General features: G+C 41.1%; 21 protein-coding genes. 5 read left to right on the forward strand and 16 right to left on the reverse strand.

The window, feature by feature from the left end:
• Positions 1-38 precede the first annotated feature (38 nt).
• Complete coding sequence (locus tag MHH60_RS19790) at positions 39-419, forward strand: VOC family protein (RefSeq protein ID WP_076098496.1); 381 nt, start codon at positions 39-41, stop codon at positions 417-419.
• A gap of 30 nt (positions 420-449) precedes the next feature.
• On the opposite strand, the gene MHH60_RS19795 is transcribed toward MHH60_RS19790, so the two are convergent.
• Positions 450-1,100 carry a suppressor of fused domain protein gene (locus tag MHH60_RS19795; RefSeq protein ID WP_076124958.1) on the reverse strand — a complete coding sequence of 217 codons (651 nt, stop codon included), beginning with the start codon at positions 1,098-1,100 and terminating at the stop codon, positions 450-452.
• Positions 1,101-1,160: 60 nt separating this feature from the next.
• On the reverse strand, positions 1,161-2,252 hold the full coding sequence (locus MHH60_RS19800; RefSeq protein ID WP_076133987.1) for an alpha/beta hydrolase: 1,092 nt from the start codon (positions 2,250-2,252) through the stop codon (positions 1,161-1,163).
• A gap of 180 nt (positions 2,253-2,432) precedes the next feature.
• Here MHH60_RS19800 and coaA point away from each other — a divergent pair, with 180 nt between their 5' ends.
• Entirely contained in the window at positions 2,433-3,368 is a 936-nt protein-coding gene (gene coaA, locus MHH60_RS19805; protein ID WP_076133986.1) for a type I pantothenate kinase, read from the forward strand.
• A 165-nt stretch (positions 3,369-3,533) separates the two neighbouring features.
• A complete protein-coding gene (locus MHH60_RS19810; protein ID WP_076133985.1) occupies positions 3,534-4,478 on the forward strand; it encodes a glycosyltransferase family 8 protein in 945 nt (314 codons plus the stop codon).
• A 17-nt stretch (positions 4,479-4,495) separates the two neighbouring features.
• Here MHH60_RS19810 and MHH60_RS19815 read toward each other — a convergent pair whose 3' ends face one another.
• The 13 genes from MHH60_RS19815 to MHH60_RS19875 all read right to left on the reverse strand — a co-directional run bounded on the left by MHH60_RS19815 (position 4,496) and on the right by MHH60_RS19875 (position 19,460).
• Positions 4,496-5,734: an RICIN domain-containing protein gene (locus tag MHH60_RS19815; protein WP_076133984.1), complete on the reverse strand. Its 1,239-nt coding sequence runs from the start codon at positions 5,732-5,734 to the stop codon at positions 4,496-4,498.
• 177 nt (positions 5,735-5,911) lie between these two features.
• Positions 5,912-6,658, reverse strand: coding sequence for a WD40/YVTN/BNR-like repeat-containing protein (locus MHH60_RS19820; protein WP_076133983.1), 747 nt, complete (start codon positions 6,656-6,658; stop codon positions 5,912-5,914).
• 504 nt (positions 6,659-7,162) lie between these two features.
• Positions 7,163-7,807, reverse strand: coding sequence for a hypothetical protein (locus MHH60_RS19825; RefSeq protein ID WP_076107537.1), 645 nt, complete (start codon positions 7,805-7,807; stop codon positions 7,163-7,165).
• 143 nt (positions 7,808-7,950) lie between these two features.
• Positions 7,951-8,472 (reverse strand): flavodoxin family protein, encoded by a 522-nt coding sequence (locus tag MHH60_RS19830; protein ID WP_076133982.1) that lies wholly within the window; start codon positions 8,470-8,472, stop codon positions 7,951-7,953.
• A 21-nt stretch (positions 8,473-8,493) separates the two neighbouring features.
• Positions 8,494-8,955 carry an FMN-binding protein gene (locus MHH60_RS19835; RefSeq protein WP_076133981.1) on the reverse strand — a complete coding sequence of 154 codons (462 nt, stop codon included), beginning with the start codon at positions 8,953-8,955 and terminating at the stop codon, positions 8,494-8,496.
• A gap of 90 nt (positions 8,956-9,045) precedes the next feature.
• Positions 9,046-9,624 carry a TetR/AcrR family transcriptional regulator gene (locus MHH60_RS19840; RefSeq protein ID WP_076133980.1) on the reverse strand — a complete coding sequence of 193 codons (579 nt, stop codon included), beginning with the start codon at positions 9,622-9,624 and terminating at the stop codon, positions 9,046-9,048.
• Between the two features lie 66 nt (positions 9,625-9,690).
• Positions 9,691-10,743 (reverse strand): sugar-binding protein, encoded by a 1,053-nt coding sequence (locus MHH60_RS19845; protein ID WP_076133979.1) that lies wholly within the window; start codon positions 10,741-10,743, stop codon positions 9,691-9,693.
• Between the two features lie 165 nt (positions 10,744-10,908).
• Complete coding sequence (locus tag MHH60_RS19850; protein WP_370511470.1) at positions 10,909-12,465, reverse strand: glycoside hydrolase family 32 protein; 1,557 nt, start codon at positions 12,463-12,465, stop codon at positions 10,909-10,911.
• Positions 12,466-12,554: 89 nt separating this feature from the next.
• Positions 12,555-14,039, reverse strand: a complete 1,485-nt coding sequence (locus MHH60_RS19855) for a glycoside hydrolase family 68 protein (RefSeq protein WP_076134085.1) — start codon at positions 14,037-14,039, stop codon at positions 12,555-12,557.
• Between the two features lie 135 nt (positions 14,040-14,174).
• Positions 14,175-15,455 carry an ABC transporter substrate-binding protein gene (locus MHH60_RS19860; protein ID WP_076133978.1) on the reverse strand — a complete coding sequence of 427 codons (1,281 nt, stop codon included), beginning with the start codon at positions 15,453-15,455 and terminating at the stop codon, positions 14,175-14,177.
• 29 nt (positions 15,456-15,484) lie between these two features.
• On the reverse strand, positions 15,485-16,681 hold the full coding sequence (locus MHH60_RS19865; RefSeq protein WP_076133977.1) for a response regulator transcription factor: 1,197 nt from the start codon (positions 16,679-16,681) through the stop codon (positions 15,485-15,487).
• Positions 16,682-16,686: 5 nt separating this feature from the next.
• On the reverse strand, positions 16,687-18,468 hold the full coding sequence (locus MHH60_RS19870) for a cache domain-containing sensor histidine kinase (protein WP_076133976.1): 1,782 nt from the start codon (positions 18,466-18,468) through the stop codon (positions 16,687-16,689).
• Positions 18,469-18,677: 209 nt separating this feature from the next.
• On the reverse strand, positions 18,678-19,460 hold the full coding sequence (locus MHH60_RS19875; protein ID WP_036679206.1) for a helix-turn-helix domain-containing protein: 783 nt from the start codon (positions 19,458-19,460) through the stop codon (positions 18,678-18,680).
• A 209-nt stretch (positions 19,461-19,669) separates the two neighbouring features.
• On the opposite strand from MHH60_RS19875, the gene MHH60_RS19880 reads away from it, so the two are divergent.
• A complete protein-coding gene (locus MHH60_RS19880) occupies positions 19,670-20,035 on the forward strand; it encodes a VOC family protein (RefSeq protein ID WP_081388886.1) in 366 nt (121 codons plus the stop codon).
• Between the two features lie 103 nt (positions 20,036-20,138).
• Here MHH60_RS19880 and MHH60_RS19885 read toward each other — a convergent pair whose 3' ends face one another.
• Positions 20,139-21,344, reverse strand: coding sequence for an MFS transporter (locus MHH60_RS19885; protein WP_076133975.1), 1,206 nt, complete (start codon positions 21,342-21,344; stop codon positions 20,139-20,141).
• Positions 21,345-21,536: 192 nt separating this feature from the next.
• On the opposite strand from MHH60_RS19885, the gene MHH60_RS19890 reads away from it, so the two are divergent.
• Positions 21,537-22,109 carry a TetR/AcrR family transcriptional regulator gene (locus MHH60_RS19890; protein WP_076133974.1) on the forward strand — a complete coding sequence of 191 codons (573 nt, stop codon included), beginning with the start codon at positions 21,537-21,539 and terminating at the stop codon, positions 22,107-22,109.
• Positions 22,110-22,264 lie beyond the last annotated feature (155 nt).

Consider the following 22,264-nt stretch of genomic DNA (forward strand, 5'->3'; position numbering starts at 1 on the left):
ATGGATATCTATTTTTCTTTGAAAGGATGACCTCACTCGTGGACAAAAAGCTCTTACAATCGCATAGTATTTTCCCTACCTTGAATATTGAGCAAACTGCTGCCTTCTACAGCCAGTACTTAGGTTTTAAAGCTGTGCCCTATTTAGATACACAAGAACCACATCTTTGTTTGTATCGCGACGATACAGAGATTATCCTTACGCAATCCCATGGACAAAAGGTCATTCCCAATCGAGAGTTGTACGGTTATGGATACGATGCCTATTTTATTACGAAACAGCAAGAAGAGTTGGAGAAGGAGTTCGAAGCCGCCGGTGTTCATATTGTTCGTTCTTTATCAAACACCGATTATAATAACAAAGAATTTGTGATCGAAGATGTAGATGGTCGCTGGATTGCTTTTGGAATCAAAAAATAAAAAAACGGCTCTCAGCCGTTTTTTTTGTGTTTAAAAGAGTCCCCATAACTTCTTACAACTATTTTTACGGGAAGGATCCAAGACATCCGTAACCCCAATCTTATTTAACTTATGTAGTAACTCTTCCTCGCTATGCTTGATTTTATAATCTAACTCCTCCCCATAGAGCGGAATTAACGTATAAAAGTGCACCACTTTCTCATGGCTCATTTCTAAATTAAAAAAGCCGGCTTTATCTTTTACATCTGGAACCCAAACGAACATCCCTTGAAATCCTGTATCTTCACTATAAGGCTGCGCGGGATTACCGTTCACAAGCGTATGCCCCATATAAAGCCATGTATTATATTCATGCGGAAACCTAGCCATTGTTTTCAGGGCTCGAATCGGCCAATAATTCCGTTCATCCTTAAAAGCCTCATCCGACAGCTTCCAGGTAGGAGGGAGACAAATCATTAGTTCAGCATATTGATATTCTTCTGCACCTTCTGGCACCGTCATCGGTAATTCGCTCATTCCAGAAGTAATTAAAGTATAGAAGTTCCGCTCAGGCGTCGGATCAAGAATTAGAATATCTATCGACAGAACACCTGAAATAATTTCTTTAAAAACATTATCAATAACACCTATGTATTTTTCAATATGATTACATATTTTCTCATTAGACTGAGCAGAATGCATTCATAATTCCCTCCCTTATATATGTTTATCGGTATAAACAAAGGAGAGTTTATTGCTAATTTACAGAATTTCTTCTCCACTACCATGGATCTCACAAAAATCTTTATGATCTCCACTAATTAATGCCACATAACCTTGCCCCTGATCTAAAAGATGCTCCAAAAGGAACTTACTTATAAGCTCATTTAAGCAAGTATGAATTTCACAGGTTCTTTGTTTTAAAGTCTCTCCTTCCTCATAAAGGGGCAGATCGCTAAATGACATATGTGTAGCATTTCGTATTTTCAGAAAAGATTTATATCCCTTCCAATTCTGAAAAAGCGCCTCTTGTCCTTTGATGAAATCATTTGCCAGTTCCTCCTGTAATATATTACTTAAGGATTCTAAGGTGGAGGCCTTTTGCCTTAATACAAGAAGCGGCACAGTATTGTTCTTCTCTTCACTCTCAATATATAAGTGCATGCTTGCATCTAATAAAATAGCAGCTTTAATTCTATCGTCTTCCATAGTTAAATCTAATGCAGCAGCACCGCCGATGGAATGGCCGATAATCCCAATCTTATTCATATCAAATAAGCCCATCACCTCTTGTTCCATAGAATTAAGCGTGGACAGGTGATCCAGAACGTATTGGATATCTTTTTTTCGAATGGAAATTAAGTTATGTAAATCGGTATAATCCGCAGCTTTTATTTGCCTCATGGCTTCGGATTGATTAATAAATTCTCCACTAGGGCAAACAGTAAACATAGCTTCGTACGCAGCACTGACCGTTACCACTATGAAACCTTGCTTGGCCAGCGCTTCTATATTATAAATATACATATCTCTATCTAAACCTAATGCAGGTGAGTAGATGATGACTGGATAGGAGCGTTTAGATTTGCTTTGAAAGGTCCGATCGCTGATTGAGGTAGATAATGTATTTATGATTTCCATGTTCATACCAATATCTTGTAGAAGCTCTCTCGCCTGTTGTTCACAGGGCCGGAAAAGCTCCATATATTTCATTTCAGATGCGTTTTTAATTAATACACCCTCTGTATCCGGATAATAAATACTTATAACTATTTTCCTTCCCTCTGACTCTTCTTGGAACATTTCCGTGCGTGTGTAATCCTGCAATAATTCAACTTTTCGAAAAACTCCCATTGCCCCACCCCATTTTTCCTAATATTCTATATTTTAATTGATTTTCCCATTTACTGAAATGCAATCTCCTTAATGTCCATAATAATGTCGATTACAATGAATGGAATGAAGCTGTATGAACGGTTATAATACCTAAGTGCATAAGAAATCTCTAAAAACTTCAGGGATGTGGAAAATTTAATGGTGAATAATTCAGCATATACACTTTATTTACGTGAGGATTGGAAAAAACTAAGCGATTTCACCGCTATCCAATTATCAGAAGAAGAACTTATGGAAGTCCAAAGTATTAATGAAAAGATCTCCAGCGAGGATGTTAACGAGGTCTACCTTCCTCTGTCCAATTTGCTAAATCTGCAACTTCTATCTGCTCATAAATTTAATGAATCTATAAATCACTTTCTGAACAATGATCTAAAAAAAGGTCCATTTATTATAGGTATCGCGGGAAGTGTCGCTGTTGGGAAAAGCACTACGGCCAGACTCCTACAAAAACTCCTCTCACAATTACCTTCCCATCCAAAAGTGGATTTAGTTACGACTGATGGGTTTCTACATCCCAACGCAGAGCTGGAAAAGCGCGGTATAATGACGAAAAAGGGCTTTCCTGAAAGCTACGACACGCGTACTTTAATTTCTTTTTTAACGAATGTGAAGTCTGGGGTGCCGCGGGTCCAAAGCCCTGTATACTCTCACTTAACTTATGATATTGTGCCAGATGAATATATTACGATTGAGAATCCGGATATTCTAATTGTTGAGGGCTTAAATGTTCTTCAGACTGCGATTACAAATAATCATAATATGCCTAACTATTTTGTATCTGATTTCTTTGATTTTTCTATTTATGTGGATGCTGATGTAAACGATATCGAGACATGGTACATTGATCGGTTTATTAAACTCAGAGATACTGCCTTCCAAGATGAACAATCTTATTTCAAAAAATATGCACAGCTGTCTCTAGAGGAATCTATTGAAATCTCAAAGCGGATCTGGAAAGAAATAAACTACGTTAATTTGCAGCAAAATATTCTGCCCACCCGAAATCGTGCAGATCTTATAATGCATAAGGACAACAATCATCACGTAGATCAAATTAAGCTGCGAAAATAAAGATTGAGGTCCTTAGCCGACCAAGTTGCTGAGATTCAGCACTTGGTTTTTTGGTGTTCACATCAAATTGGGTGAATATTCTGGGTTTAATGTCTCTGTCCTCTGATCAAGGCGAACGTATACTGTGGTACATTCGTACACAAACGTGAAGAGAGGATAAATCAAATGATCGATATCGCCTTGGCTTTTCAAGATAAGGATGGGAAATATGCTGAACATGCCGGAGTCGTTCTAGCGTCAATTTTTCATCATACGAGTTCCCCAATTCATATTCATATTTTACATGATGTTTCTTTAAGTGAAACTAATAAGCGCAGGCTTAGCGCATTAACCACAAAACATAACCATTCCATTAGCTTTTATTCAATCACTATGCCCGATGATCTAACTCAGGTGTTAGCCAATGTTAACTCCATTAATGTATGGACGCAGGCATGTATGTATCGATTGCTTCTTCCTGCACTAATACCCGTGGACAAAATCATCTATCTGGACTGCGATGTATTAGTGAATATGGACATAGCTGAATTATGGCAGGTTGAACTGGATGACAAGTATTTGGCCGCAATTTGGGACCAGGGAATTAGAGAGGTTGCTCATATTGTGAGCGCTAAAGGATTAAATCCTGATCTTTATTTTAATTCCGGAGTGATTTTATTTTCTTTGCATAATATCCGCCAGAATACCAACTGGTACGAAGAAATGCTAAACTTCCTACGTACCTTTCCTGATGTCACCATGCCAGATCAGGATGTTCTGAATGCGGTTTTTGGTGGGAATTACCTCCCCCTCGATATCCGTTTTAATTCGTTCAACACAAACATTCCGGACCATGATTTCACTAACAAAATCATCCATTTTGCGGGAGATGATAAATGCTGGAATAAAGATTCCGCGGGTTCATCCCTATATCAGCAATTTCTAAAGCTAACCCCTTGGAGAATCACCAGAGCCAAAATCAGACGAAGAAAACGGAAAAGCAGCCCTTTAAAACCACACCTCACCCGAAAAAGACACAAGCAGAAAATAAAAATTGTTCAGTTGAACTTAACCCCTATTCTTTTATCCGATTTAAAACAAATTAGACCGATTAGAAAAAGCCCCATTTGATATGGGGCGGCATTTCTTTAGTTCACTTTCGTAAAAAACCATTTCTGAGCATCACTCCCGTTATCCGTCCACTGCTGGACAGCTGCGCCATCGGCTGTTGATGCTCCGGATACATCCATGGCTAATCCGCTCACTTTTGAAATAAGCTTATAATAGCCCCCTCCAACATCAATAATGCTCCATCGCTGAGCGTTGGTACCATTGTCATCCCACTGCTGCAGCTGTACACCGCTCGCGGTCGATGAGTTCGGCACATCCAACACTTTTCCACTATGCACTGCCGTAAGCTTGTAATAACCGTCGCCTGTACTCTCCACTTTAAATTTCTGATTATTGGCAGTGTAATTGGTCCATTGCTGCATTTTCGCCCCGCTTGCTGTGGATACATCCACTACGTCCAGAACCTTACCACTAGCCTTGTCAGCTAAAGTGTAAATTCCACCACTAACAATGCTTGAGGTAGGCGCAGCCTGATACACACGTACGTAATCAACCAGCATTTGAGCTGGGAAAGCAGTTGAAGCATTTGGACTTCCCGGCCAATTTCCACCCACGGCAAGGTTTAGCAGGATGAAGAAAGGTTTCTGGAACTCCTCCGTATTTCCGGTTCCGTTCTCAATATAAAAAGCATTAAACGGGTTGCCGTCTACAAACCATCTTATATAATTCGCATCCCATTCCACGCTGTACACATGGTACTGTGAGAAATCAAGGTTACCAGATACCTGACCGTACTCGGCATGCCCATTGGCATCCCAATGTACCGTCCCGTTAACAAAAGCATTATTGTTCACACGCTCCATAATGTCCGTTTCCCCAGATTTCGGCCAACCCACTGAATCAATATTCGCCCCAAGCATCCAAAATGCTGGCCAGAGTCCCTGTCCTGAAGGTAATTTGATTCTAGCTTCGATTTTTCCGTAGGTGAAGCTTTTGAGTCCCTGTGTTTTGATCCGTGCAGAGGTATAATTCATCCCCCCATACGACTCCTTTTGTGCAGTAATCACTAAATTCCCACCCGTTACCTGCAGGTTCTGCTGACGACTGGTATAATACTGAAGCTCATTGTTTCCCCAACCCCCGCTACCCGTACCTATTTCCGCCGACCAATTATTAGTGTTCAGAGAATTCCCATCAAATTCATCACTCCATGCCAGATTCCAGCTTGATGCCGCGCTTGAACTCCCTGTAGGTACCCAAGCAATTAAGAGGGTGAACAGCAGAAATAGACTTAACATTTTTCCTTTTCGTAACATCGTCTTTTCCTCCTACTGATTTCATTGCGCGGCGCGCTCGCACATTTGAAACCGGTTTCGAATAATGGATAAAACAAAACGTTATCCCATAAACAGCTATAACAGCCAGAGTCAGGTTAACGCCTCGCTTCATTTGATGTGTACGTCTTTTCTAAACGCAATATGCCAACATTTCGATTAAAGGGACCATTTTCCATAGTTCTGCATGCTTAATGTCCAGGTTTTCTCTGCGTATTTTACCGTCGCCATACTCTCTGAGAGCGTCCATGCGATACCAACATACTGGTCCTTTTGATCGTCAAGGAATGATTTCCAATGTTGTCCCCCGTCTATCGTTATATATAACAATGTATGTTCATTTTCAGCGGGCCGAGTAATTAAGATTCCTTGATCCTTCGTAAGAATGAGGGGAGGATAAGCATAGATTTGCGAGTTTACTAACTCATCCGGCACTGTGACTGTCTGTTCACTCCAGGTAACTCCACCATCCATTGTTTTATATAAACCAACTTTTCCCTGCCAAGGCGCATTCGTTGTAATCCAGCCTTCTTTTTCGTTAACAAAAGTAAGTCCCGATTTCACCCCGCTAGGAAGAGTACTTCCTACTTGTAAGCTATCCCCTATCTCCTTCCAAGACTCTCCCCCATCACTAGTTGTATAAAGCTCCATATCTTCACGTGACATTCCTTGAAAACGATAGACTGCTTTCCAACCTATATTTTTGTTGAGGAACACAGTATCTTCTCTGCGGTTATCTGAAGAATCAGTATCAGAATTCAAATTTGTATTTGTATTTGGATTAGGAGAAGGAGAAGGAGAAGGAGAAGTTTCCTGATTAGAAGTTGGATGAGGGATTGGAGTGGAATTGGAACAACCAGATGCTATCACTGCAGCAATTAGTAGTATTGAAACTAGATATTTCATCTTGTTACCACACCTTCGGTTATTTTTCGGAAAAAGTATAGTGGTGCTGTACATATAGCTTGGTCCGCAAACGTATTCAGTAAATGAAATTTTATCCTAAAATATCTGAAAAGTATTTACAGTTTCTTTATATAATCCAGCAACACCAAGGCCTATCGGACCGAGGAGACGTTATTGGTTCATTTTCAAGGGAATTCTTCTGTTAACGGACTGAGATGCAACTATTTGGCTAATCCTCCTACTTTTATAGGCAATAAACTGACAATAAGTGCTATACGGTCCGCGAGTTCGGTAAATGGAGCTAAAGAGCAAAGATAAGCGCTATACAGTCCGAAGCTGATGTGAACGAAACCTTCAAGCAGCAGGTTATCAGCTTACTATCAGTTCAAAGTAGATATGAATGAATTCATTAAGCAAGGATCTACTCTTTGAATGTCAAAATAAAAAGAAACGGCATTTCTGCCGTTTCTTTGGGTTATGGATGGTCAAGGCTCAGAGCCTGTTTTACTCCAATCCATGTTCTTTGCGGATGTTATACATGCCTTGAACAAGCAGTTCGGATGGATCCCGGTTCAATTGCAAATGAGTCAGCAACAGATGAAGCGGGAATGCGCATACGTTATTCCCATCGGTTATTGCTGGAAATCCAGCCTCGAAGACTGGTCCCAATTTCTCGTTCCAAGCTAGCCCGACATGCACTTTTTCTGGAGCAAATTCTTGGGTAATTTCCTCAATACAAAGCGGAACTAACACATTGTCAATGATCCCTTTTGCTTCTTCTTCACTTGCTGGTGGTTTTGGAAGTGTTTTGCCTCCCTCAATTTTCATCAGCTCAACGAAGAATGAGGCCATCCATGCTGCCGGATCCTTACCCGACTGGAATCTTGCAATTAACTCGCGCAGAAAAAATCCGCAGGAATACACCTGATCTAATTCAGTTTTCACGTGAAAAACAAAAACAGGGCCGTAGGCTTCCATGTTCAATACTTGTCCTTCAACATCTTTAAAGTGTACTCTCAATGCTACAAGACCGTTATGGTGAACAGCCTTTAGCAGCTGTGCCATATCCTCTTCAGACATTTCTGTATTATCATTTACTTCCTCATTCTCATTTGTTATTTCATTTTCATTAGTCGTCTCATTGTTCATTTTATAATTCCCTCCCATACCTATCATACCATCTAGCGAATTGAAGGAACACTTTATAATAGAACAATTTCTACCAGATTGCAGAGAAAACAAAAAAACGGCAGCTTTGCCGTTTCTCTGTTCGTCTCGCTGGAGCTCAATAGCTAGATCATATCCCTTACTTTCTTCACTATTTTACCAGTTAATTGATTAATATCGCCCTCATTTAACTTATAAGCTGAGGTATCTTTACGTGCAGGTTTGTGATCTGCCGATATCAGATCTGCAATATGCTGCTCGATGAATACAACAGGGTCTGCTCCAGTTCTTTTTCTGAGCTCCCCTGGCACATTCGGATTTGGACCGTCAGCTCCACCATTGATTGAAAGGTAACCATACTTTTGCGGATTTTTCTTCAAGTACTTTAAATAGGCACGGAGTGGTGTGGCCACTTTCCCCATCCAAACCGGTCCAAAAAATAGGATAATATCATATTTTCCTATTTGCTCAGGCTTCGGTTGAACCAACGGTATCCTGTCAAAAATCATATCAAAGGTAATCCTACCGAGTGTTCGGGGTTTAGCTTCCGAGATTCGGATATATTCAGCCCACAACGCTTTCGCCACACTCCTTGCTAATGCTTCATTATTACCTGTGAAAGAATACGAAATGACTGCAATGTTCATAAAAATTCTCCTTAAAATGAATTATTTCGTCTCCGCCTGCAGTAGGGCATTTTCGAGTGCCTTAAGATGTGTTTTAGAGGTAAGCGTTGCCCCGCTGATAACGTCCACCTGAAGAGACTGCGATTCAATCACATGACCAAACAAATCACCAATGCTTAGCCCACCCTTCAGTTCAGCAGGGTTCCCTGTTTTGTCCAAGGCACCTTTGAGTATTTTGATATCTGACAGCCGTCCAGCAGATATTGTGGCCTTCACCTTGGTATCTCTGGAATGATCTTTGATGCCAATGTATTCCCCCACATAGCTGCCCTCCCGCAGTTTCTGTATATCTATGGCGTTGATAGTAAGCTGCTGAACTTCATGCCTTCCCGGAGCAGATAAGAGAATACCACCTATCCAACCTATGACTGTAATCCCGCATAGAATGCTGAGAACAATAATCCATTTATTGAATTTTCGCTTTTTTCCTCTTCTCTTACTCACATGATTGCCTCCTTCCTCTTGATTTAAAATTTGAATGAATATTTAATAATTCATTCATTTCACTAGAAAAAAAACTGCACCATAAGTGTATTAGGGGCAGTCTGTCAAACCCTTCATAATTAGTTCCAGCATATTGTCCAAAAGTTGTGGAAAATACTCCAGCCCGATTTCTTCCTTGTGGGTTTCCACATTAATCATTGCGCCGAAAATCATCATAATCATTTTACTATCCATATCACTGCGCATTTTACCATCGGCTTGCCACTGCTTAATGATTTCATGGAAGCTATCATACAAGAAGTCGTTTACCTGAATGTTTGTTTCTTCCCGGTACAACTGTTCGATTTTTACGAAAACACTTTTGTTATACCATTCCTTAAGAATGGGGTTGGCTATCATACCTTCCAAATTAAGCGCCATCATCTGCCGTATTAGTGCTAATGGGCTTTGGCTCATATCCAGCGATTGCATACAGCTTTTTTTGAGCTTTTCGTTTTCCTCTAAAAAAATATCCATAAAAAGCTTTTCCTTAGAGGGATAATAGTTGTAAAAACTTCCTACAGCTATTCCAGCCATTGTGGTAATGCCAGAAACATTCGTGTCTTTAAAGCCTTTATTGCTAAATAGCTCTTTCGCGCATTCGTATATCTTAGTTTTTTTGTCTTCCACTTTTCGTCTCTCCGTGAATGAATAATTATTTTTTCATTCATATCATAGTGTTAACAGCATAATATGTCAATGCAAAAATAAATCACCAAAAGCATCAACATCCTTAGCCGAACCAATGCCGCTGTTATATTCCACCCAGCCCTTGCGCCCCTCACCATCATTGTCATTGACCAATAACGAAAATTTCAGCTTCATTCCCGGCTTCACCTGTACATCGTCGGACTTTAGTTCACGCCAGGGAATGGCTAATTCGTAGCTGGTTTTTGAATCTTTACGTTCCACCGCATACTGTAATTCTATAGCATCACCCAAATTAAACCCCTTGGGTGCCAACCAGCACCATTTGATTAATCCGCCTGTATTTCCGCGAGCCACACCGAGTTCATGGTACTCAGAAGGCACCGTTCCATCCGCGTTGGCAATGCCAATTCCAATCTGGATGCTGTCCCCACTCCAGATGGCATCTCCTGATGCTGACTGTGCATGATGATCATCGATAACTTCTACCCCAAGGTAAAGATTGTCGGCATCCCACGCTAAGGAACCCTTGGCGCTGAGATCCTGCTCTCCTTGCCAGCCCATGATTTTGACATCCTTCACATCAAAGGGAGCTTGATTACCCCAGTCCGACAAGTTGCCATCGATTTGGACAGGCGGACTGAGTTTCGGCAACAGAAGCACGTTAAAAGTATCAACTGCCGATTGCAATAAGGTACCTATATCATTAAAAACTTTAAGCGACCGCTGGCCTCTTGCCAGCTCAGGAATCTCAAGACGAACGCTCTTACCCGGCTCCAGATTTTCCACAGTTGAAGTATAAGTACCTCGGGTAGATCGTTCCGTCTCATAGTCAGCTTCCACTGAACCGCTGAAATTGCTTGTAGACTGATTAGTAACATCCATGTAGGTTTTTATCTCCTTAGTAGACTCCTCATAAAAGGTCTCGTAATACACTGCCAGCGGGTCGATTACGTTGATATTCATAGTGAAGCTTGATGCCACTGTAGGATCTGCACCCCGAGAGACGAACAGCGAATCGTTTCCGCGCACCAAGCTTTTCGGAACCTGTATCCGCAGCGAACCTTCGTCTTCTCCACTAAGCAGCCATCCCTCTGGCACGTGATGCCAATAACATCATTCTAGAATTCAAGATAGAGTTTAACAATTATGTATTCCTTCGTGAATTAGGTTTAATATTACGTACTTATAATAAAAAAAGAGGACATCCATAGGTTGGAGTGCCCTCTTATTGCGCAAGAATTAGAAAAATTCTGTATATTCATTCTAATCTTTGCCAAAATGCTTAATTACAACATTATTAAAAATCGCGGTGCCACCTTCAGAAAACAAGGTAATGCCTTGATCATTTATTTCCGGGAAGATTTCATTAGAAAATACAATTTCACCATCATCTATAAAAACTTCAATACTTGTTCTATCCACAAGGATCTTCAGATGCACTTTTTTCTTGTTCACATCAAAGGGGGCCTTGCTTTCAAGATATCTGTCACTCTCATCAGGTTGTCCAGTGAAGGCTCTATTAACATAAGAATATTGTCCTTCAACAAACACTCCTACGTCCACATGGCGCGTCTTATCTGCGGATTCACGAAGTCTTAAGCCTACATTGGTACTCTCTGACCAAGATAGATCTGCATCGAGCTGGTAATTTTCGCCTGTGATATCAAGTGTTGACGAGCCGTTCACTTTTATTTGTTGCAAGGAATCCGTTGAAGTTACCATTTGATCTAATGCTTCGATGGGCTGTGATACTAACTGATACGACTGCTCTTCATCTCGTGTTAATTTTATTTGACGTACGATTGAATCCATTCCGTTAAAACCTTCGTTAAGATTGGGGGTAACATGAGGGTAATTCCAATTATTCATCCAGGCCAAAGCATATCGATGATTGTATTGATCCTTGTCCTTTCCCTCTTCAAAAGTCACAGCACCATACCAATCAAATCCATAATCTAGCCACTGTGGTTCATGATAATCCGCGATAAATTCATTCCCATTAAAATCTCCAGTCCAGTAGGCATACGTGTTGGGTTTACCTATCGACTTACCATTTGCACTGACCCCAAGAACCCATCTATAAGTGCCATCATTCGCCCGCATCATATAGAAGTCAGGACACTCCACAATTCCGATATTTTCTGTTTCGAAGCCGCTTGTGTAGTGCCAATCCTTTAAATTGTCAGACTCGTAAAAGCCCACTTTCGTACCTTCGGCTAGCGTCATCACCCATTTATGAGAATGTTGATCCCATATTACCTTCGGGTCTCTGAAATCTTCTGTGCCCGGATTTGGCAAAATAGGATCATCACTATAAGATTTAAACGTCAGCCCACGATCCGTACTGAACCATAAATATTGTTCTTGCTTCCCCCCCTCTGCAGAAGGCTGTGTTAAAATCGCCACAATAGCCTCTTCGCCAAAACCTGCTGTATTGCTATCGTCAACAACAACAGATCCTGACCAGGGATCACCATTGGGTGTTGTATATTTTGGAATCGCAACGCCTTCATCTGCCCAGCTCACCAAATCCATTGATGTGGCGTGTCTCCATTCTGTACCATTTCCATCCGGGTAATCAGCATTATAGAGATAATAGTAATGATATTTACCATCAAAATAAATGGGTTTCTGCGGATCGTTTTTCCAATGCTCAGGTACAGTGAAATGATAGCTAGCCCGAGTGGTAGGTTTATGTTCACGATCATCGGTCCCCGGCTTCTTCTTCTCTCCAGCTTCATAAGTTACTAATACTATCGTCACAATACAAATTAAACAAAGGATGAATATAGTGATTCCTATCATTTTTTTCTTATTCAAAATATACCTCGCTTTTTTCACATTGCTAATCTTAGCTTATAAAAAGAAAAGTAAACGCCAACTACATTGGCATTTACTTTGTAAATGATTTAATACGGTTTGTTACCTTTAAGCGTCAATTGCCCTTGTTCCAAAATGCTGTTCGGTACAACTGAAGTCTTGGAGCCTTTAATATTCAGCACAAAGCTTGGGGCAAAAGTGGAATGATGATCCCCAAAGTAACCTCTGTTTGTCATGTAACTTGTGATGACTACATTATTCCCTTTCACTTGCGGAATCGCAAAGTGAGCATAAGTCCAGGTAATATCATAAGCATTAAGATCTTGATGGAGGACAAGTCCTGTACCATTTAATGGTTTATAAGGTCCGGTTAAAGAATTAGATACGTACCCGAGCATGTAGATGTCTTCATCATCAATGCCATCAATAAACATTTTAGAACCTCTTGAGCTTGTGAACAGATACCACTTGCCATTCAATTTAAATATGTTCGCACGTTCAATTTCATCTGTCACGGTGTTGGAGGCAAGTAGCGGCTTCATTTCTTTTTTGAATGTATAATCATTATTTAATTCAATGATACCGAGCGCACCATTCGCGGTTTCCGCAGATGTTTTGTCAGCACTGCTTAGTAATTTCTTTTTCTCAGCTTGGAAGAAGGCATTGCTATTACCATAATAAGCTTTGTTAAAGAGAGATTCTTCACCCTGGTAACCCGTAGTTGTCCCTGTATTTGCTTCAAACACAAGATACTTGTGGCCTTTATCCTCCACATAGTGAGGATCTCTTAAGGTATGATTATCGTCGTAATCGCCTTTGCTGAAACCGGTGATATCAACACTTTGATAAATTTCACCTTGATTACCGTCATAGATGGATTTCATATCTTCTACGCCATCAATCTTAAGGGTATCCTTATCCGGGGCAGAAACATTAATTTGAGCTGTAGTTAAAGTTTGTTTCCCGTAAAATCCGCGATCTGGATCCCAAGGATGACGATTGGTGTAAAACAAGCGAACATTGCCATCAGATGTCATGGTTGCTGAACCGGACCATTCTTCGGCTTGATTGTTTAAAACATAATCATCAGGAACAAGTTTGTCACTATCCTTAAACACTCTGCCGGCATTCTTCCAGCTGCTGATAGAGTTGTCTCCTTCTTTCTTATAGAACAAATAAATAAATGTGTCTGATCCATTATTAGGGTCGCCCGCCAGACCAAAAACAATTTGATACCCCTTATAACTTGCTACAGTTCCATCTGCATTTTGCAGCGGCCAAGTATCCCAAACATCCATTTCAATTTTGTTTCCATTCTCATCGAACTTAACGGCGGCAGGAATGTTCTCAATCGTTGAAGCATCGAATTTGGGGACTTGGAATTGTTTGCTATTTTGTTGTTTGGGTAATTTCAACATGTCAGCGCGAGTGATATGAGAGAAACCATAGTCATTGTACTCCGGCTTGTTCGGCTTGTTATTTCCCTTCGCAAAGGTTTGAGTAGCTCCACCTAACATTAAAGCAGCTGTAAAGGTTAGGATTGTTGTTTGTTTAATCATTTTCTTGAAATTCATCATCTAACTCCTCTTATACTTTAAATTTGGGTTTCGATCTTCCTTTGTGCTGTTCCCCTTTTAAATTCTAATGAAGAGTAGACGTTATGAATATGTCGTGAATTGATGCATTTACAGGGTTATATTGATTTGGTTTTATTGCTTCACATGGGTATCCCACGATTTTTGAAGCTCTTGAAGCAATTGATCCCGATTGATTTGCTCTCCTACATAAGCTTGCATAAGATAGCCAAACTCCTCTCTTGCTCTGGGAGGGAATTTGAACCAATTCCAAGATAAAGTTTTCTGTTCATCGACGTATCGCATAAGATCTTTTACAAGCGCTCCCGAACGGTCCGTCTCTATATTTTTAAAAGCTGAAATAAAATGAAAGTGATTCTTCATGAACTTTTTCCCTGTTTCCGACGAAACCATCCAGTTCAAAAACTTTTTGGCTTCCTTCTTCTTTTCTGGCGAAGATTCTTTATTAACAGCCCAATTATTAGATACCCCTACTGGCAACGCATTATTTTTGGCACCATCATTAATAGGCATGGGTAAAAAACCGATATTCATATTCGGCGATATTTGATCAATTTTAGACTGAACCCAATTCCCTTGTTTTAGAATCGCCGTTCTCCCGGTTGCAAATAACTCAACTTCCGAATTATAATCTGTTGTCAAAAAATTTTCGTTACCATATTGTACGGTCAAATCCAGCATCCGAATGACATCTTTAACTTCCTTATTCTCTCGAAGAGATTGTGTTCCGTTGTTTAACCCTTGAATAAAAGCATCCGGGTCCTCCTGTTGTGCAATAGCAATATTCAACAGGAGGACAAAAAACCAATGATCGGAATACCCAACAGAAAAAGGAGTCACACCTATAGCCTTCAGCTTTTTCGCCGCCTCTTTTAATTCAGTAAACGTTGTCGGGAGAGGAGTAACCCCAGCCTTTGTGAATAAATCCTTATTATAAATAAAACCGTAGCCTTCAAAATTGATCGGCATCCCGTATATTTTCCCGTCCATCTTCATCGGTTCTAGCGCCTCGTCATAAGCCTGTTCGACCCAAGGTTGATCCGATAAATCTTCTAGATATCTACTCCATGCCTTCGCTTCTTCATAACCGCCATTTGGAAAAATATCAGGACCAACATTGGCCGCTAACCTCGCCTTTAGCTCATCAAGGTAGTTAGCTCCTCCGCCAAAGGTTAGAATTTCCACGTTAATATTCGGGTTTTCCTTTTCATATTCCTTAACCATCTGCTCGAATTCTATAGAGATTTCCACTTTAGGATTCAGTACCTCCAAAGTGACTGTCTTATCCGCTACCTTCAAATCCGCTTCCTTCAGTGGACGTGTATGCGCACCACATGAAGAAAGCGTTAGCGTAATCAACCCCACGATAATCCATTTAACCCTTTTTATTTTCATAATTCCCCCAGATGCATTCAACAATGAACTTATGTATTGGCTATCCTGACTTCCGCGTCTATTTCTCTTGCTCCCTGTGAATTACGATATTCAGCAGGCGTCATACCGACGTTTTTTTTGAACAGCTTAGAGAAATAAATCTCATCTTGATACCCTAGCTTTAAGGCAATCGAGTACATCTTTTCATCCGATTCTAGTAACCACTGTTTCGCTTGATTTATTCGTAAATGAATGACGTAGTTAGTAAGAGTCATCCCTACTTCTTGCTTAAATCTCCGCGAGATATGTTCTCGGCTCAGAAAAAAACGGGTGGATAATTTGTCCAAACTTAACTCTTCCATATAATGCTCATCAACAAATGCGACAATATCATTCATACGCCTAACATCATCTAAATCCGCCAAACGATGGATTGCTCTAAAATTTTGTTCAGCCATAGACCTTTGCGCAGATTGAAAAGATAACGATATCTCTGCGAGCGATTGGATGGAAGGGCCGCTAACCAAACGAACAGGTATATCAAAATGCTGGGTAATCCATTCCTCTATCGGGAAAAACTGTCCATGAAGGGACAGAATCACACAGACATTAGGATCATTTTGAAGCGTAAATGCATTTCCCCACTCCCGTGTAGCCAGTTCTTCGGTCAAAAGCTGAATGTATGGCTCCGAATAATGAGATTGGTAAAAATACATCATGGTGAAGTCGTATACGTCTGCCTGTGGGAGAGCCGAGGCAATTTCGCCTGCATCAAAAGCTTCACCGTTACAAGCAGCAGTAATCTCCCTGTTTAAGCGAAACATTTTTACCTCTTCATAAAATCCGGACTCCATATTGCGACGGTCTCCCTCTTCTTGTTCCCAGGCTCTCAACGCCCCTTCTAAAGTTTCATTCAGCATTTTCTCTTCAATTGGCTTCATCAAATAATCAAAGCAGCCCAGCTTAAACGCTTTACGCATGAAACAATAATCGTCAAACCCTGAAATCATAATCACTTTTCCCGGATAGTCTTTAACAGCCAACCACTCGATTAACTCCATCCCGCTATTTTTGGGCATTTTGACATCTGTCATTATGATCTCAGGAGATTTCTGCTCAATCAACGCCTTAGCCTCTAGACCATTTCTGGCTTCCAGCACTTCGGTAATCCCGTATTGTTCCCACCGTCCCAAAAAACGGATGATTTTTCTAACATTAGACTCATCATCTACAATAAGAGCTTTCATAAACGTTACTTCTCCTTTAGGTAGAGTGGAATTACTAGCCGTACAGTGAACCCTTGTCCCTGCATCGAATCCAGTTTGATTCCTGCTGTCTGATCGAAATGAAGAACCAAGCGATCATGAATGTTTTTTAACCCGATATGTGCAAAAGAAGGATTGCCTTCGTTAACCGGTGTGTAGAGATTATTTTTTAATGCCTCAAGTTCATCATCCGTCACGCTGTTTCCGTTATTTTCTACGACTAGATTCAAATATTCACCTTGTATTTCACCATAAATATGGATGTAAGCTTGTTCATAGCCCTCGTCATAACAGTGCTTAAAAAAGTTCTCAACGAGCGGCTGCAGGATCATACTAGGAACCGGAATATCAAGAATATCTTTAGGTATATCAATGGAATAGCTAAAATCAGTCTGAAAACGTTCCGCTTGAAGATTCAAATAAGCCTGTACATAATCCACTTCGCTTTGAACCGTCGCCTTCTGATCCACACGAATCGAATACCGCATCATTTTGGATAACGAGGTAATCAGTTGATATACTTTTGGAGATTCAGAGAGTAGGGCAACAGCAGCAATGGATTGTAAAGAATTAAATAAAAAGTGCGGATTGATCTGCGACTTTAGCGCCCTATGCTGATTTTTCCTGTTCTCTATCTCAAGCTTATACTCCCGGTCAATGTGACGGTTGATCCGATTCATCATCTCCTTGATATGCCTTTCTAGAATACCGATTTCGTCCTCCCGCATATCGTCGAATGGGGCATTCATATTCCTCCCCTCGATACGCTGGACTTTTTGACTAAGCAGTTTTATCGGCCGTGTAAATCCATATGAAATGATTGTTATCATTATCAAGCCCAGTCCACCTACAACCACACCTACAATAATGTTTGTATAGGCGGTTTTCCTTACATCTTCAAATAAAAAAGAGCTCGGGGTTACCTTAGCAAAATGCCACTCTTTTATCGGTTCCTGCAATGTTCTAGTAAACACAATATCTCCTTCTGGAGATTTAGCAGCTGCCTGTGCTGGACTTATTTTCCTTTGCAGTTCATCTGGAACGGTTTTGCCTATCCATGTCTCCTCACTTGCGTAAATGACATGATTCTCCGCATCGGAAAGCCATACGCTCTCTTTATTTTTCTGTAGAAAATGATTAGCGATATGAGCAATCTTGTCCAAATCAATATCTATAGTGATGACGCCCAGAAATTCCTGCGTTAGGACATCCACGATTTTGTGATGAACCGTCAAAACCAATGTTTTATCCGAAGGAGGCATAATGGAGGTATCGTTATAGTTCTCAATCGGATGCGGAGCTTCAATAAGATAATTGCTATTAGAGCTCTTCAGCTTCTGAATGGAAGCTTGCTGTAATAAATCCGGATTCCTTTTACGGGAACTTAACATGGCATTATAAACTGTAAATGAACTTTTCCCTTCGTTTATGAATAAACGGATCTGACGAATTTCACTCCTCATGAGATAGAAGTTAGTCATACCCTTATTAATTTCAAGCTGCTTAAAATAAAAATCTTCTTCTAACCCTTCTTCAAACACCCTGAATAAGTCTGGATTTCGGTATAAAATATATGGAAGATTAATGATTTCATCAAAATATTGCTCTAGATCGGCTGACGCCTGCTGAATTTGCTCTTGGCTGTTCTCAAGTTCATGTCGTTCCACATTCTCTTTCGTCTGCCGATAGATCAACAACACGGATAAAAAATACGGTAGAATTATAAACACAAGCAGCAAGAATAATAAGCGCTTATGAATGCTTTTCAAATAAATACTCCTCTGTAAAAATTTCGGTTTTCAGCAAAAAATCTAATATCAGGTTTTATATTTTCACAAATATCCAACACAAAATCAAAATACTTGTTGCTGAGCAACAAGTATTTTTGCCGGATCCATATATGACAAACGCCAATCGTTTATTACCCAAATTATATCCATATGAAACAACCGTTAAGAAATTTCCGCAAATTAATCAGCTATTTGAAGATTGAAATAATTCCCTGCACAATGGGCTTCCAAAGATGTGGATATTCTTGCTGAATTAACTTTCTTACCTCCTCCCCCTTGATGTCGTTGAAATTATTATCTTGAGTAATAAAGGTATAAGCACCTTTTACGGTATCCCCTATAGCTATATGCCCGCTTGCATATCCACCCATTGCAATATGGGAAGCGATAGAGAGACCACCCAAGGAGAACATACCTACAGCTAAACCTCCAACAGCAAATATCCCCAATGCTATTCCACCAACGGCCATTGTACCCGCCGCAATACCCCCAACGGCTAACAAAAGCCCTAGAGCCAGACCTGCAAAACTGATGAGTCCTAAAGCAAGCGCACCTAAACATAATCCGCCCAAAGCAACAATACCAATAGATACAGCACCAATCGCAACATTACCTATGGCAATAACCCCTTTGGCAACGTATAGCCCCCGTCCGATATGGATATGAACCAGAGGAATTCCAAAGCATGTTCTCTTACTTTTGTACTCATAATGAAACAAGGAATTCAGATCTACATATACGGGGCTTGCGACATGCTCTGCTTTGGTATCGCTTGAAGCATCCTTCACCAGATGATCCAAACTTACGTGAAATAATTCACTTAAACTAATCATCTTATCCATTTCGGGATAGGATTGACCTGATTCCCACTTAGACACGGCTTGCCGCGAAACACCAATCACCTCCGCCAAGTTCTCCTGGGACATTCCTCTCTGTTTCCTATAGCTTTGCAATTTATTTGCAAAGTCCATTCGCCATCACCTCATGCTCATCATATTATAACGTTCTGTAATTGACTACCTATCTCCCCTTACATCCTGTCAACCACTGGTTGCACAGCTGATTTTTCGGGCTTTTATCCTCATTAAACGTTCTTGATTTCCCATTCTCCCTGTTTCCGGGCAAGATGATAGCGTATAATATACGATATAGAATATTCATCAGAGGAGACTATAAAACCATGAAATTGAGTATGAATTGGATTACGCTTCGGGTCAGCGATCTGGAGGCTTCCCTTCATTTTTATAACCGGATACTGGGGCTACCCATTGAGCGTAGATTTGAGAGCAGTGGAAAACAGATCGTCATGTTAGGTCTGGAGGGGCAACCCAAGATCGAGCTTATTCAGGGAAGTGACCCGGCTTTGAAGCCGGAATGTGGCGTTTCTGTGGGTTTCGAAGTGGAGTCACTTGATGAAGCGATGGAGAGTTTAAAAAGCCAAGGTATCCTAGTAGCGCGCGGACCAATCGCCCCCAATCCCCACCTGCGGTTCTTTTATATCCTGGACCCGGACGGGTTTGAAGTGCAGTTAGCGGAGCATAACTAACGTTTATCAAGCTTTATACCTCAAAAAGAAATAGACCGCCCTAACCAAAGGTAACGGTCTATTCTGCCGTGTAAAACCTAACCCCCACTCTTAAAGCAAGGCTTTATTCAACAGCTTTAGTTGATCTTTTTTCAGTGAAAAAGTAAACCAAAGCCAATAGCGGCAGGATCACTCCGATGAGTGAGGCGAAGGTCCATCTCCCATAGGCATAAGCCCAACCACCCAAAGATGATCCAACGGCTCCACCCACGAAGAAAATCGCCATAAAGATCCCATTAAGACGTCCCCTCGCTTCACTTCCCAATGAATAAATCACACGCTGTCCGAGTACAAGATTTCCGGATACGGCCATATCCAATGTAATCGCGGAAATAAAGAGCAGGATGAGAGCAAAAGTTGAGTGGCTATGGAAAAGATGAATTAGTAAAAAAGACAAGGTGGCAATGATCATGGCCAGCCCGGTTAACCATTTACTCCAACCTTTATCTGCCAGTCTTCCAGCAATCGGCGCGGCTACAGCCCCACCAACACCTACTAAAGCAAACCATGCGATCCCTTGCTGCGACATTCCAAAATCATCCGCCAGCCGCAACGGAACCACCGTCCAAAAGAGACTGAAAGCTCCAAATAAACAAGCTTGATATAAGGCACGCCGGCGCAATATAGGCGTTTGTTTTAAAAGGGTGCCTAAAGAGACAATTAATTTACTATAGCTTACCGAAGGTGCAGGTTTACGTTCAGGAAGAAATCGCGACAGAAGAATGGCTAACAACGTGATGACGACCGCTGAAAAAATAAAAACGGCTTGCCATCCCCAGATGCTGGTGATAAAGCTTGCCACGGGCCGGGCAAACATAATACCTAGTAAGAGTCCACTCATAACATTACCAACCACACGCCCACGCTGCTCTTCAGACGCTAAATAGGTGGCATAAGGCACCAGGATTTGGGCTACCACAGAACCGGTTCCTATAAACAAAGATGCTGTCAGGAATAAAGGCGCATTAGCTGCGAAGGCTGCAACCAGCAATGCACCCACTGCAACCATTAACGTGATTATCGTGAGACGCCGATTCTCAACAATGTCACTCAACGGCACGATAAATAACAAACCTACAACATAACCGATTTGAGTTAAAGTGACTATCAAGCCTGCGGCTGTAGAAGAAAGTCCTGTCGAGACACTGATAGGTCCAACAAGGGTTTGAGCATAATAAAGATTGGCCACGATAAGCCCACATGCGGCTGCTAACATAAACATCATCCAACTTGAAATGTGGTTCTCTTTCACCGCTTGTTCTTTTTGCATGTGAATCCTCCTCAGATGGTCTTAATAATTTAAATACTGTACGTTTAGTTCACTAATTCATGTCTAAATAATATACTGAACGTATCGTTTTGTAAATAGGTGATAGTCATTTATTTTTTTAGGTTTTTTTAGTATACTGAACGTATAGTTTATATTTTGATTGGAAACAGATTAATGAAAGGGTGATTTCAGATGGAGAGTAAACGAGGGCGTCCGCGTAATGTTGAGACGGAGAAGTCTATTCTTACCGCATCCTATGATTTGTTATTGGAAAATGGTTTTGGAGCAGTTACGGTGGAAAAAATAGCGGATCGTGCCAAGGTCAGCAAAGCTACGATATATAAATGGTGGCCTAACAAGGCTGCCGTGGTGATGGATGGATTCCTATCCTCCGCTGCGGACAGACTGCCCGTACCTGACACAGGTTCAGTATTTGATGATATTCTCATGCATGCAACGAACTTATCCCGGTTCCTGATTAGTCGAGAGGGTAAAATCATTACGGAGATCATTGGCGAAGGACAGATGGATTCAGGCTTGGCGGAAACTTATCGGACCCGATATTTCCAGCCTCGTCGGCTTGAGGCACGGCTGCTTATGGAACGGGGTGTTCAGCGCGGGGAATTGAAGGATAATCTCGATATTGAAGTAGTTACCGATCTTATTTACGGGCCGATATTCTACCGCTTACTGGTGACCGGCCAACCCATAGACGATGCTTATGTGCAGCAGTTGGTGAGGTACGCTTTTGAAGGAATACGGTAACTAACGGGAACGGTAAAATAGACCGCTCTCTCACTAGAGATGCGGTCTATTTCTGCTCGTAGTACTATAAAATGCCGCTCTGGCGGAAGGTTGAGATACAACGGACCGAGGTGCTCTTATTTTCTGATTATGGGGCGTTTTCCCAAGCTATCGGA

The organism is Paenibacillus sp. FSL H7-0716, from assembly GCF_038002705.1.
Taxonomy (GTDB): Bacteria; Bacillota; Bacilli; order Paenibacillales; family Paenibacillaceae; genus Paenibacillus_AQ; species Paenibacillus_AQ odorifer.